The organism is Nonomuraea rubra (assembly GCF_014207985.1).
Taxonomy (GTDB): Bacteria; Actinomycetota; Actinomycetes; order Streptosporangiales; family Streptosporangiaceae; genus Nonomuraea; species Nonomuraea rubra.
The window spans coordinates 570,862-582,534 of sequence record NZ_JACHMI010000001.1; the positions used below are offsets into that span (position 1 = coordinate 570,862).

Consider the following 11,673-nt stretch of genomic DNA (forward strand, 5'->3'; position numbering starts at 1 on the left):
CTGACGTCTCATCAGGGAGCGGCCGACGATGAAAGCCGTACGTCTGCACGAGTACACCAAGCGTCCCGTGGTGGAGGACGTCCCGGAGCCGAGGGTCACCGGCCCGCTGGACGTGCTGGTCGAGATCGGCGGGGCCGGGCTGTGCCGTACGGACCTGCACATCGTCGAGGGGCAGTGGGCGCGCAAGAGCGGGGTGCGGCTGCCGTACAGGCGCTGGCCGACGCGGGGCTGACCGCCTACCACGCGGTACGCAAGGCGCAGCCGCTGCTCCACCCGGGCACGAGCGTCGCGGTGATCGGCGCAGGCGGGCTCGGTCACATCGGGGTGCAGTGCCTGGCCGCGATGACCCCCGCCGAGATCATCGTCGTCGACCGGTCGGCGGAGGCGCTGAAGCTCGCCGAAGGGCTCGGGGCCACGCACACCGTGCCCGCCGACGGCCGGCAGGTGGAGTCGGTGATCGAGCTGACCGGCGGGCAGGGCGCGCACGTGGTGCTGGACTTCGTGGGCGAGGGTGGCGCCGAGCGGGAGGGCGTGGCGATGCTGCGCCGCGCGGGCTCGTACTTCGTGATCGGGTACGGCGGCCGCGTCGAGCTCCCCACCATCGACATCATCTCCACCGAGATCAACGTCATCGGGAACCTCGTCGGCTCCTACAACGACCTGGACGAGCTGATGGCCCTCGCCGCCAGGGGCAAGGTGCGGCTGCACACCAGGACGTACCCCATGGACGCCGTCAACGACGCCATGGACGACCTGGACGGCGGGCGCCTGCGGGGCCGCGGGATCCTGGTGCCGTCGAGGAGCTGACATGTACGACAAGGACGGCAACAGGTACTTCGTCGTGGACGGGCACGTGCACTTCTGGGACGGCCGCCCGTCCAACCAGGCCAACCGCTACGGCACCGGCTTCATCAACTGCTTCTACGACTACCACCGCAACCTGTCGCCCGAGGCGACCGAGGTGAAGCGGAAGATCCTCGGCCTGAACCTGGCCCGCCTCTACGACATCCCCGTGCCCGCGTGAACGGGCTCTGGGCCGCGCTGGCCACCGTGCGGGACCCGGAGCTGGACGAGCCGATCACCGACCTGGGCTTCGTCAGCTCGGCGGAGCTTACCGACGACGGTCACGCGTCGGTGCGGCTGCGGCTGCCGACGTACTTCTGCGCGCCCAACTTCGCGTACCTGATGGTGGCGGACGCCCTCGACGCCGTACGGGCGGTGCCCGGCGTGCGGTCGGCGCGGGTGCGGCTGGTCGACCACTTCGCGGCCGAGGAGATCAACGCGGGGGTGGCGGCGGGCGGCGGGTTCGCACAAGCGTTCCCCGGCGAGACGGACGCGTTCCCCGGGGAGGAGGAGAGCTTCCCCGGCGCGGCGGCCGGGGAGCTGGACGGGCTGCGGCTGACGTTCCGGCGCAAGGCGTACCTGGCGAGCCTCGACCGGGTGGTGCGCCGGTGGGGCAGGCGCGCCCGGGTGGCGGACGTCCCTGACGGACCCGAGCTGGCGGGGCTGCTGCGCCGCCGCGCCGAGCTCGGGCTGGACTGCTCGCCCGGGTCGCCGCTGCTGCTCGACGAGCGCGGGCGGCCGATCCTGGAGGAGGAGGCGGAGCGGCGGCTGCGGTTCGCCCGTACGGTGCGGGTCAGCATGGAGGGCAACGCCGGGCTCTGCCGGGGCCTGCTGCGGACCCGCTACGGGTCCTGATCACAGCCCGGGGATCAGAGCTCGGTCAGCCCGAGCCCGACCAGGACGAGGCCGGCCGCGGACGCCACCGTGCGGAGCGTGTTGAAGGTGGTCCACCGGGGCGAGTAGTCCTGGTACGACAGCTTCCCGGCGTCGATCGCGTTGTTCATCGGCACGTTGATCGCCATGGTCACCACGAACGAGCCGAGGAAGTTCACCCCGGCGGCGGCGAAGAACCACGTGGCGGCCATGCCGTCCGCGAGGAACCCGGCCGCCAGGGCGGCCAGCGGGGAGCCCAGGAAGATCAGGTAGAGCCAGCCGTTCTGGATCTTGCGGTTGATGCTCCGCATCGCCGCCTCGGCCTGGGCGGGGTCGATGGCGTTCAGCCCCGGCATGACCGACATGGAGAAGGAGTAGAACAGGCCCGTGAGGGCGCCGTGCAGCACGAGGGTGATCAGAGCCAGTACAAGCATGGTCATATCGTGACGCCCGACCGGCGAGACGGTCCATGGTGGGCCCTCTCACCTCCATACGCGAGCGTCTACGGCGAGGAGCGGAGCCGCTAGCACCCCTCCGGCATCCGGAGGCACAGGACGGGAAGCCCGCTCCCCGCGTTGAGCACCACCCGGTTCCCCAGCGGCTCCTGGAGTTCGGCGACGCCCTCACCGGACATCCCGACCCCGGCGCACATGCCGCCGACCAGGTCTCCCACGCGCCCGACCGCGTCCCAGTCGACCGCGACCTGATCGATCGTGCCGGGCAGATCCGAGAAGCGCAGCCGCCAGGCGGGCACGGTGGCCATGCCGCGCAGCGTCCGCAGCCGCATCGTGGTGAAGGTGGCGCCGGTCATGTGGTAGCTCTGCTCGTCGGGAAGGCCGGAGTCGCCGTCCTCCCACGGCGACTGCTCCAGCATCGCCTCGCGCGCCCCGATCACCGGCACCCGCCTCGTGGTCCCGTCGTCCCAGCGCACCTGCCCGTCGGCGGGCGTGGCGGGCAGCGGCCCGGCCACCTTCCAGCCGAACTCCTCATCGCGCCGGACCTTCCTGAGCACCTCCGGCGGCGCCGAGCTGAGCCCGCCCAGCGGCAGGAACCCGTCGCGCCACCGCTCCGCCGCGCCGCTGGTCCGCCACGTCCACACGGCCCGCGCGGCGTCGTCCTCGAACGTCCGGGGCGTGCCCACCAGCGGGTGCGTTCCGCTGAGGAACAGCAGCACGGCCACCAGCGTCACCCCTAATCGCACCATGTGGTGATCTTGACAGAACCATCGGGAGGCTTGCCAAGCGAACGTGCTCGGGAGACCGTGGCGACGTGCGCGATATCCCCGGACCTCCCGCCCAGTCAGACAGCGGGCTGAGCGCCATCACGGCCGCGGGCGGCCTGCACGCCTACCAGCTCGACCTGCACGACCGGTACGGCCCGCTGGTGCGCTTCCAGCTCCCCGGCGCCCCGTCGGCCGTCTCGGTGGCCGATCCCGTGCTCCTGGAGGCCACGGCCGCGGTCAACGCCCGCCCGGACAAGCTCTTCGAGTTCCTGGCCCCGCTGTGCGAGGCGGGCAACCTCCAGACGCTGCCCGCCGGCGAGCACGTCCCGTTCCGCCGGGCACTGCTGTCGGTCCTGGCCGGCCGACGCTCCCACGAGACCCACTTCCCCGCCTTCACCGCCCTGGCCACGGAGCTCGCCGACCGCTGGGCGGGCCTGGGCGAGGTGGCGCTGCAGCAGGACCTGAGCGCGCTCTCCCTGCGCATGATCTGCCAGTACGCCCTCGGCGGCGACATCGACGACCCCGCCCGGGTGGTGAGCGCGTTCGAGACCGTGCTGACCGTCTACCTGGGCCGCCTCCACGAGAGCGACGACGACCTGTCGCGGGCCGAGCAGGCGCTGGCGTACCTGCGCGAGGTCGTGGACGGCGTCCTGGCCGCCGGTGGCAGCGACCTGGTCGCCGCCCTGGTCAAGGCGGAGCTGACGCCGGCCCGCATCCGCGACGCCGTCCTCATGATCATGCTGGCCGCCCACCACACCACCGGCGTGGCCGTCTCCTGGACCCTCCACCTCCTGGCCGGGCACCCGGAGGAGGCGGCGCGGGTGGCCGCCGAGCTGGACGACGTCCTGGGCGACCGTCCCGCCCCGTCCTACGCCGACCTCAAGCGCCTGCCGTACCTGGAGAGGGCGCTCAAGGAGTCGATGCGCCTCTACCCGCCCGGCCCGTACGGCGCCCGCGAGACCACCGAGGACCTCACCCTCGCCGGCCACCACCTCCCGGCGGGCACCACGATCTTCTACCCCTTCTGGGCCGTTCACCTGAACCCGGACCACTGGCCGGACCCGCACGCGTTCGTCCCCGACCGGTTCACCCCCGAGGCGTCGGCGCGCCGTCCCCGGTACGCCTACATCCCCTTCGGCCTGGGCCCGCGCAGCTGCGAGGGCGCGAGCCTGGCCATGGTGGAGGCGGAGCTGGTGCTGGCGGTGCTGCTCAGGAGGTTCCGCTTCGAACCGGTCGAGGACCATCCCGTGGTGCCGGTGGAACGCTTCGTGTTGTGGGCCGAGAACGACATCAGGATGCGCGTTCGCGTGAGGCGCCCTTCCGGATGACGTGAACCGGTGTGGTGCTGATCACGGCTGGTGTGTGGATTCCTCCACAGATGATCCCTGGGTGCCTCCGTAGTGTTCCTGACGTCGGGACGAGCCCGGCAGCACCGAACACAGAAGAAAGAGGACCCGATCATGCGTAAGACCCTCACGATCGCCGCCCTGGCCGGTTCGATGGCCGTCACCGGCCTGGCCCTGAGCCCGGCCGCCGCGCAGGCGGCCACGCCGGCCACCACCACCGCCGGTGCGAGCACCGTCACGCTCGTCAAGTGGGGCAAGTTCTTCTCCGGCGACCGCAAGGCCTACACCTACGGCAAGACCTGGAACGCGGGCGGCAAGGTGTTCACGAAGTGGTACGGCGTGGACAAGGTCGGCGGCAAGAAGGGCTGGGTGTGGTTCGAGTACTACCAGAACGGCTCCTGGCACAAGTTCAACAAGTCCTGGGACGGCAAGGTCGTCGGCGCCTGGAGCGGCAAGGGGATCAAGAAGGTCTACACGTTCACCTGCTGGGCCGGCAAGTTCGACAACTGCGGCAAGAAGTACCGCATCTACTAAATCTTGAACCGGCATTGCCCCGCATTCCGCCTGGACGCCGGGGCGGTCAGGCGAAGCTACCCATGACAGCTTCCTGGCACGACGGAGCAGGCTCTCATGGTTGGATCATCGCTCGCCGCCCTCGCCCTGATCACCGCGTTCCCGGCCCCGGCCGTGACGCTGCAGCAGAAACTCACCGCGCTCTCGGCGCTCACCCAGCCCACCGCACGCAGCGCCGCCGCCTGGCGCGCCGCCTGGCAGGACCGGTCCTCCTGGGCCCCCTACGCCTTCGACTGGTCCACCGACCTGTGCTCCGGCAGCCCTGACAAGCCGCTCGGCTTCGACTTCAGCCTGCCCTGCGTGCGGCACGACTTCGGCTACCGCAACTACAAGGCGATGGGCCGGCTCCCCGCCCACCGGGAGCGCGTCGACCAGGCCTTCCTGTTCGACCTGGGCCGGGTGTGCGCCGCCTACGCCGAGATCCGCAAGACCGCGTGTGACAGGCTCGCCCGCTCGTACTATCAGGCGGTGCGGCGACTGGGAGCGGTCTACTAGGAGGCCACGGTGGCACACCGGGTCAAGGTCGAGGGCGACAGGTATCACGGGCACGTGCCCGAGGGGGCGGCGTACGTGGGCAGGGCGGCGCCGGGGCTGAAGGCGAGCCCGTACAACAGCCCGCACAGCGTCGGCGGCAAGGGCTGCCGGACGTGCGGCGGGCGGGTCCACGAGCGGGCCGAGGTGATCGAGCTGTACCGCGTGCACCTGCGCGAACATCCGGAGCTCGTCGAACGGGCCCGCGAGGAGCTGGCGGGCAGGGACCTCGCCTGCTGGTGCAAGCCCGACCAGGACTGCCACGCCGACGTGCTGCTGGCCGTGGTGGCCGGGCAGGAGCCGTAGGGCCGTCAGCCGGCGGGTACGAGCTCGAACACCGGGTGGTGCTCCGCCTCGGCGACGAAGTCCGCCACTGGAGAGTCCCTGGTGGCCCGGAAGTACGGCCGCGTGGGGGTCGCGACCGCGACGTAGAGCTTGAGTACGGGCCCGGCCTCCTGGGGCGTGGCCTCCCGCACGGTGTAGGCCCGCCTGCCGAAGAGCCGGCCCAGGGTGACCCGCGCGTCCGCGCGCACGTTGTGCACCCAGGAGACGACCCCGTACGGCGCCACCAGCCACCGCTTACCCTCGTGCTCGACGACGGTCACCGGATTGGTACGCGGGCGCCCCGTCTTGCGGCCCCGGGTGGTGAGCAGGTAGGAGCCGGGCACCAGGCCGGCCCGGATGAACACGCTGATGACCGCGTCGCCCACGCGGCGCCCGCGGCTCTGCCGGAACCGCCGCGGCGGCCCGGAGGTCCCGCCGGGGTTGGAAGGTGTCGCCTCGGCCATGTCCGCACCTCTCGTCGGTCGGCTCCAGCCTATGCGCGGAGATCGGCCATCGCCGGGGTTGACGGCTCGCGCTGCCTGGCAATCAGGTTGAAAGTGGAAGAAGTCATCCGGCAAGCCCGCTGAAATCGCCCGACCGCACAGTGGGTCCATCCCACCTGAGAAGGACGGTCCCCATGGCGATCACCCGAACCCTTGCAGGCCTGACCCTCGCGGCAGCCGCCGCCACCCTCGCCCTCACCGCCCCCGCGCACGCCGCGGCGAGCGCGCCGTGGGGCCCCTACTACGCCCCCGGACAGGCCGCCAAGGCCACCGGAACCCTGACCGCCACCGGCGAGGACCACGCCGACCTGCCGACCGCCGACGTCGTGCGCGTCTCGGGCAAGGTGCAGGACAACACCCGGGGCGCGGCCTGCGGCTGGGCCGTCTTCCGCATCACCTACCGGTCGGGCAACCAGCTGCCGAACCGCGAGCACTGGGCGCGCGACTGCTCCTACAGGACCCCGAAGCGGTTCTCGTTCACCTACCGGCACGTCTACCAGGTCGAGCTCAAGGTCTGCGCCGAGCGCAAGGCCGCCAAGCCGTCGCTCAACTGCCTGTACGCGGGCACGTGGAAGACCCTCTACCTCTCGAAGTAACCCCGGACGATCATGTACGGTGAGCCCCAGCGTATCCGCCACCGGCCTGGAGCTCGCCGTGCCGCACCTGTCCCGCCGCCAGGTTCTCTCCCTGCTTCCCGGCGCCGGCCTGCTCGCCGTCGCCGCCTCCCCGTCGCACGCCGCGGCGGTCGACCACGCGAGGCTGCTGGCCAACACCCTCGCCATCTTCGCCGGCACGCCGGACGTCAACGCCCGCCCCGAGGTGGCCGGCAAGCTCGCCGCCATCCTCGCCACCGCCAGGCAGCGGCTGGCGGCCATGGACCAGGCGGGCGAGGGCGAGCTGTTCGCCGGCCTGCGGCTCGGCACCGACGACGTCAACCTCCGGCTGGCCTACCAGTACCTGTACGAGATCGCGCTCGCCACCCGCGCGCCCGGCAGCGCGCTCGCCGACGACGCCGCCGCCCAGCAGCGCGTCGCCGGCGGCCTGCGCTGGCTGCACGAGCGCCACTTCGCCGACCAGCAGGCCGGTTACTACGGCAACTGGCACAACTGGGAGATCGCCATCCCCGCCCACGTGAGCAGGACGCTGGCCCTGCTGCCCGAGGGCTTACGCGGCGACCTCACGGCGACGTACCTCGCCTCGATGGACGCCTACCTCCGCAACGGCAAGGACGGCGACGTCGACCTCGACTCCCGCTTCCACACCGGGGCGAACCTGGCCGACATCACCGCCAACCGCATCCTCCAGGGCGCGCTCACCGCCGACGACGCCCGCGTCACCAAGGCCATCGCCGACCAGGCCACGGTCTTCGCCACGATCGACCCGTACCGGCTCCAGCACGGCGTCACCGACGGCTACTACCGCGACGGCTCCTTCATCCAGCACCATTCGGTCGCCTACACCGGCTCGTACGGCCGCAGCCTGCTGACCCGCGTCGTGCAGACGCTCAAGATGCTCGAAGGCGTGGCGAGCGGCCCGCAGGACCTGCCGGCCGTGGTGTACCGGTGGATCACCGACGGCTTCGCCCCGCTGATCTTCGAGGGCTGGATGATGGAGATCGTCAAGGGGCGGGCGGTCTCGCGCACCAGCAGCGGCTACACCGACATCGGCGTGGTCGTGGAGGCCATGGCCGACCTGGCCGACCACGTCGAGGACGCGCTGCCGCTGAAGAGGTACCTCAGGTTCCTGCCGGCGGCGGACACGACCGCGTTCGTCTCCCCGGTGAGCATCGCCCGCTACGCCGCCATCCGCGCCGACTCCACCGTCCCGGCCGCCGATCTGAACCCGGCCGCGCGCAGCGTCGCGTTCAACGCCATGGACCGCACCGTGCACCGCCGCCCGGGGTACGCCTTCGCGCTGGCCCGCAGCTCGGAGCGGATCAGCAAGTACGAGTACATGAACGGCGAGAACCTCATGCCCTGGTTCCAGGGCGACGGGGCGTACTACCTGTACCTGGCGGGTGAGGACCAGCGCGAGGTGTTCGGCGTCGACTACTACACGGCCGTCTCGCCGTACCGGCTGGCGGGGGTGACCGCGCCGGTGGAGGAGCGGCGGACGGTGCCCGAGCTGTACGGCCGCTTCTGGTACGAGAACCCGGGGCACCCGCTCGGCTTCACCTCCTCCTCGGAGTCCCAGAACACCTACGTGTACTTCCCGCGCGCGGGGAACGCCTTCTCCGGCGGCGCGACCCTCGGCGCGTACGGGGCCGCGGGCATGGTCCAGTCCGACGACGCCGCGTACACCGCGAAGCAGGCGGGCATCCTGCCCGACGACTTCGTCGCCTACCGGAACGCGCGCGCCACCAAGTCCTGGTTCCTGTTCGACGACGAGATCGTGGTGCTGGCCGCCGACGTCTCGGGCCAGGGCGGCCGGGACGTGGTGACCACCGTGGACAGCCGCATCGCCGCACCCGGCAATGCGGTCGCACTCACGGGCGAGCGCTGGGACGGGAGTTCCTGGCAGCCGGGCGCCCCGGCCACGCCGCCGCGCTGGCTGCGTTACGCCAACGGCACCCGCGGCACCGCCGTCGGCTACGCCTTCCTCACCAGGCAGCCCGTGGCGGCGGGGCTGGAGACGGTCACCCGCAGCCGCCGGGTCGTCCGCACCGCCAACCCCGACACCGCCGTCACCAAGAACGTGTTCACCGCCACGATCGCCGGCGTGCCCGCCTTCGCCTACGCCCTGGTCCCGAACGCCACCGAGGCCGCCCTGCGGGCGTACGAGGACGGCCCGCTGACCGTTCTGGCCAACGACCGGCACGTCCAGGCCGTGCGGCACAGGGCGCTCGGCATCGTGGCCTGCAACGTGTTCGGCGACGGCCCGCGCCGCGCCGGGAACCTGCTCGTGGACGGCCCCGCCTCGGTCATCGTCCGCTCGTCCGGCGGCCGGACGGAGGTGGCGCTGTCCGACCCCACGATGGGACGCGAGCGGGTCTCCGTGGTCGTGCGCGGCGCCCGCCTCAGGCTCGACACGGCCGACGAAGGGGTGACGGTGCACCGCGTACCGGGCGGGACCCTGATCCAGGCGACGACCCACCACGCCTACGGGCGCACCTTCAGTGCCACCCTCCACTGAGCGCCTGGAGAGGGTCCGCCAGCTCGTGGGCGAGATGCTCATCTACTGCTTCGTGGTCGTCCTGGCCACCGGCGCCTTCCTGGCCTTCCACTTCACGCCGAGCGGCCAGGAGGTGCCGTACGACGGCGCCTACCGGCCGCTGCACGGCGTCATGATGAGCGCCGCCTACGAATCCACCCTGCACATCAGCTTCGACGTGCGCGGCGGCCTGCTCATGCGGCAGCTGCACCTCACCTCCTCGACCCTGTTCCTGCTGGGCGCCGTCATCTGGGTCATGCTCGGCCAGTTCCGGTACGCCCCCGCGTGGCTGGGCCTTGGCCTGACCGTGCTGAGCGCCGTGAGCGGCTACGGCTCCGTGGACGACTGGCTGTCCGGCACCGTCCTCGGCGGGATCCCGATCGTCGTCTGGTACGGCCTGCACCTGCTCGCCGCGCTGGCCCTGATCGTCACGCTGATCGTCTCCTCGCGCAGGGAGGCCGCCCGCCGGCCCAGGACGCCGGGTTTCGTGGTGCTGACCATCGCCCTCACCGCCCTGGTGTTCCTCTGGCGCTGACCGGGAATCTGTCCCCTCGGGGTCAGGAGGTCGAACATGCCCGTCATCGTGGGCGCCATAGCCGCCCTGCTCACGTTCATCGTGATCGGAAGCCTGCTGGCCCCGCTGGGCGCCATGGGCCCCGTCGAGATCGCCGTCATCGCCGTCGTGGCGCTGGCCGCGGGGATCGCGGCGGGCGTCTGGGAGGCCCGTCGGCGACGGAGCTGAAATCGCTCGGAAAAGTGCTCATTCGGTGAGCACTTTCGGGGGTGATGATGGGGGCACAACCCAGCGAACAGGAGCCGGAGATGCTTCGAGGACTCACCACCACCGCCTTCTACTCGCCCGACTTCGAGGCGACCAAGCGCTGGTACACCGAGCTGTTCGGTATCCCGCCGTACATGGACACCCCGGCGTACATGGAGTGGCGGATCGGCGACTACCAGCACGAGTTCGGCGTCATCCACAGCAAGTACGCCGGCAGCCCGCTGGCCATGACCCCCGACCCCGCCACGATCGGCAGGCCCGCGGGCGCCATCGTCTACTGGCACGTGGACGACGTGCCCGCGGCGCAGGCCCGGCTCGTGGAGATGGGCGCGACGGCGCACGACGCGCCGCACGACCGGGGCACCGGCTTCATCACCGCCTCGGTGATCGACCCGTGGGGCAACGTGCTCGGCCTGATGTACAACCCGCACTACCTGGAGATCCTCGCCTCCATGAAGGAGACGTCATGACGATCTTCCCCGACGCGGCCGCGTGGCGGAGCTGGCTGGCCGACCACCACGGCACGGAGACCGAGGCGTGGGTGGTGCTGGCCAAGAAGGGCACGACGGAGCCGACGAGCCTCACGTACGAGCAGGCCCTGGAGGAGGCGCTGTGCTACGGCTGGATCGACGGCCTGACCCGCGGCCGCGACGCCGCCACCTACCTCCAGCGCTACACCCCGCGCCGGCCCCGCAGCAACTGGTCCCAGCGGAACCTCGCCCGGGTGGCGCGCCTGCGTGAGCAGGGCCGCATGCAGCCGGCGGGCCTCGCCGCCGCCGAAGGCCATTCCTGACGGACCGGATGCCCAGAATTCCGGACAGCTCGATGGGCCGGTCGGGACGTCAGGGCGGCCGGCCCCCGAGAGTCGGGGCATGACAGACGTTTCCCCATCTTCAGCCACCTCGGCACCCGGCCGCGTGCTGACCTTCCTCGCCCACCGCTGGCCCACCCTGGCCGGCCTGGCGGCGGCGGCGCTCTCCGTCATGGACGAGCAGGATGGCCGGGCCCAGGGCCTCGTCGTCTTCCTGGCCGCCCTCATCTACCTGGGCACCGCGGTGGTCGGCCGGCCGGGAGTCGTGTGGATCCTGTTCGGCGCCTCCGTGGCGGGGGTGACGGTGGTGCGGGTGCTCGGGGCCGATCTGTGGACGGTGCTGGTCGCGGGGGCGGTCACCGTCACCGTGCTCAGCCTGGTGAGCGGCCTGCCGCGCGGGCCCCGGCTGGCCGCCGCGCAGATCCCGCTGATGCTGGTCTTCGGGGCCGCCGCGCTCGTCGCGCTGGCCCTGGACCCGGTGCTCGGGGCGTGGCTGGTCGCGGTCGCGCTCATCGGCCACGCCGTCCAGGACGTGATCGTCTGGCGGGCGAACAAGGTCGTGGCCCGGTCGCTCGCGGAGTTCTGCGCCGTGCTCGACTTCACGCTCGGCGTCGCGATCATCGTCCTGCAGTTCACGTGACGCGCGAGTAGCACGATGGGAGCGGGCCGCAGCGAACACTACGATGAGGGCCGTGGCACCGACCTCACGTGAGTCG

At 71.6% G+C, this 11,673-nt stretch carries 18 protein-coding genes; 15 read left to right on the plus strand and 3 right to left on the minus strand.

Annotated elements, in window-relative coordinates:
* Window positions 1–28 precede the first annotated feature (28 nt).
* From HD593_RS61015 to HD593_RS02655, 4 genes are read left to right on the plus strand one after another with little or no spacing between them, the layout of a single operon-like run.
* The gene (locus HD593_RS61015; protein ID WP_246546197.1) at window positions 29–232 is read left to right on the plus strand and encodes a hypothetical protein; all 204 of its coding nucleotides are present in this window, start codon (window positions 29–31) and stop codon (window positions 230–232) included.
* Window positions 175–807, plus strand: coding sequence for a zinc-binding dehydrogenase (locus HD593_RS61020; RefSeq protein ID WP_312903317.1), 633 nt, complete (start codon window positions 175–177; stop codon window positions 805–807). Before HD593_RS61015 ends, HD593_RS61020 begins: the two co-directional genes overlap by 58 nt.
* 1 nt (window position 808) lies before the next feature.
* Entirely contained in the window at window positions 809–1,024 is a 216-nt protein-coding gene (locus HD593_RS02650) for a hypothetical protein (protein WP_221524583.1), read from the plus strand.
* Window positions 1,021–1,698 carry a metal-sulfur cluster assembly factor gene (locus tag HD593_RS02655; RefSeq protein ID WP_185100541.1) on the plus strand — a complete coding sequence of 226 codons (678 nt, stop codon included), beginning with the start codon at window positions 1,021–1,023 and terminating at the stop codon, window positions 1,696–1,698. The genes HD593_RS02650 and HD593_RS02655 overlap by 4 nt, the downstream gene beginning before the upstream one ends.
* Before the next feature lie 14 nt (window positions 1,699–1,712).
* Here the strand turns inward: HD593_RS02655 and HD593_RS02660 are convergent, their stop codons facing one another.
* Both HD593_RS02660 and HD593_RS02665 read right to left on the minus strand, forming a co-directional pair.
* Window positions 1,713–2,150 carry an anthrone oxygenase family protein gene (locus HD593_RS02660; protein ID WP_185100542.1) on the minus strand — a complete coding sequence of 146 codons (438 nt, stop codon included), beginning with the start codon at window positions 2,148–2,150 and terminating at the stop codon, window positions 1,713–1,715.
* Between the two features lie 89 nt (window positions 2,151–2,239).
* Complete coding sequence (locus HD593_RS02665; protein ID WP_185100543.1) at window positions 2,240–2,920, minus strand: hypothetical protein; 681 nt, start codon at window positions 2,918–2,920, stop codon at window positions 2,240–2,242.
* A gap of 65 nt (window positions 2,921–2,985) precedes the next feature.
* On the opposite strand from HD593_RS02665, the gene HD593_RS02670 reads away from it, so the two are divergent.
* The 4 genes from HD593_RS02670 to HD593_RS02685 all read left to right on the plus strand — a co-directional run bounded on the left by HD593_RS02670 (window position 2,986) and on the right by HD593_RS02685 (window position 5,694).
* The gene (locus HD593_RS02670; RefSeq protein ID WP_185100544.1) at window positions 2,986–4,266 is read left to right on the plus strand and encodes a cytochrome P450; all 1,281 of its coding nucleotides are present in this window, start codon (window positions 2,986–2,988) and stop codon (window positions 4,264–4,266) included.
* 132 nt (window positions 4,267–4,398) lie between these two features.
* Complete coding sequence (locus HD593_RS02675; RefSeq protein WP_185100545.1) at window positions 4,399–4,818, plus strand: hypothetical protein; 420 nt, start codon at window positions 4,399–4,401, stop codon at window positions 4,816–4,818.
* Between the two features lie 96 nt (window positions 4,819–4,914).
* A complete protein-coding gene (locus HD593_RS02680; protein ID WP_185100546.1) occupies window positions 4,915–5,352 on the plus strand; it encodes a phospholipase in 438 nt (145 codons plus the stop codon).
* A 9-nt stretch (window positions 5,353–5,361) separates the two neighbouring features.
* Window positions 5,362–5,694 (plus strand): DUF4326 domain-containing protein, encoded by a 333-nt coding sequence (locus tag HD593_RS02685; protein ID WP_221524584.1) that lies wholly within the window; start codon window positions 5,362–5,364, stop codon window positions 5,692–5,694.
* Between the two features lie 5 nt (window positions 5,695–5,699).
* On the opposite strand, the gene HD593_RS02690 is transcribed toward HD593_RS02685, so the two are convergent.
* Window positions 5,700–6,176, minus strand: coding sequence for a nitroreductase family deazaflavin-dependent oxidoreductase (locus HD593_RS02690; protein WP_185100547.1), 477 nt, complete (start codon window positions 6,174–6,176; stop codon window positions 5,700–5,702).
* A gap of 173 nt (window positions 6,177–6,349) precedes the next feature.
* Here HD593_RS02690 and HD593_RS02695 point away from each other — a divergent pair, with 173 nt between their 5' ends.
* From HD593_RS02695 to HD593_RS02725, 7 genes are all read left to right on the plus strand, one after another.
* Complete coding sequence (locus HD593_RS02695) at window positions 6,350–6,811, plus strand: hypothetical protein (protein ID WP_185100548.1); 462 nt, start codon at window positions 6,350–6,352, stop codon at window positions 6,809–6,811.
* Window positions 6,812–6,830: 19 nt separating this feature from the next.
* Window positions 6,831–9,347 (plus strand): polysaccharide lyase family 8 super-sandwich domain-containing protein, encoded by a 2,517-nt coding sequence (locus tag HD593_RS02700; protein WP_312903318.1) that lies wholly within the window; start codon window positions 6,831–6,833, stop codon window positions 9,345–9,347.
* The gene (locus HD593_RS02705) at window positions 9,331–9,900 is read left to right on the plus strand and encodes a cytochrome b family protein (RefSeq protein ID WP_185100549.1); all 570 of its coding nucleotides are present in this window, start codon (window positions 9,331–9,333) and stop codon (window positions 9,898–9,900) included. Before HD593_RS02700 ends, HD593_RS02705 begins: the two co-directional genes overlap by 17 nt.
* A gap of 36 nt (window positions 9,901–9,936) precedes the next feature.
* Entirely contained in the window at window positions 9,937–10,107 is a 171-nt protein-coding gene (locus tag HD593_RS02710) for a hypothetical protein (RefSeq protein ID WP_185100550.1), read from the plus strand.
* Between the two features lie 80 nt (window positions 10,108–10,187).
* The gene (locus tag HD593_RS02715; protein ID WP_185100551.1) at window positions 10,188–10,616 is read left to right on the plus strand and encodes a VOC family protein; all 429 of its coding nucleotides are present in this window, start codon (window positions 10,188–10,190) and stop codon (window positions 10,614–10,616) included.
* A complete protein-coding gene (locus tag HD593_RS02720) occupies window positions 10,613–10,939 on the plus strand; it encodes a YdeI/OmpD-associated family protein (protein ID WP_185100552.1) in 327 nt (108 codons plus the stop codon). The genes HD593_RS02715 and HD593_RS02720 overlap by 4 nt, the downstream gene beginning before the upstream one ends.
* A 79-nt stretch (window positions 10,940–11,018) precedes the next feature.
* Window positions 11,019–11,597 carry a hypothetical protein gene (locus HD593_RS02725; protein WP_185100553.1) on the plus strand — a complete coding sequence of 193 codons (579 nt, stop codon included), beginning with the start codon at window positions 11,019–11,021 and terminating at the stop codon, window positions 11,595–11,597.
* The last annotated feature ends 76 nt before the right edge of the window (window positions 11,598–11,673 follow it).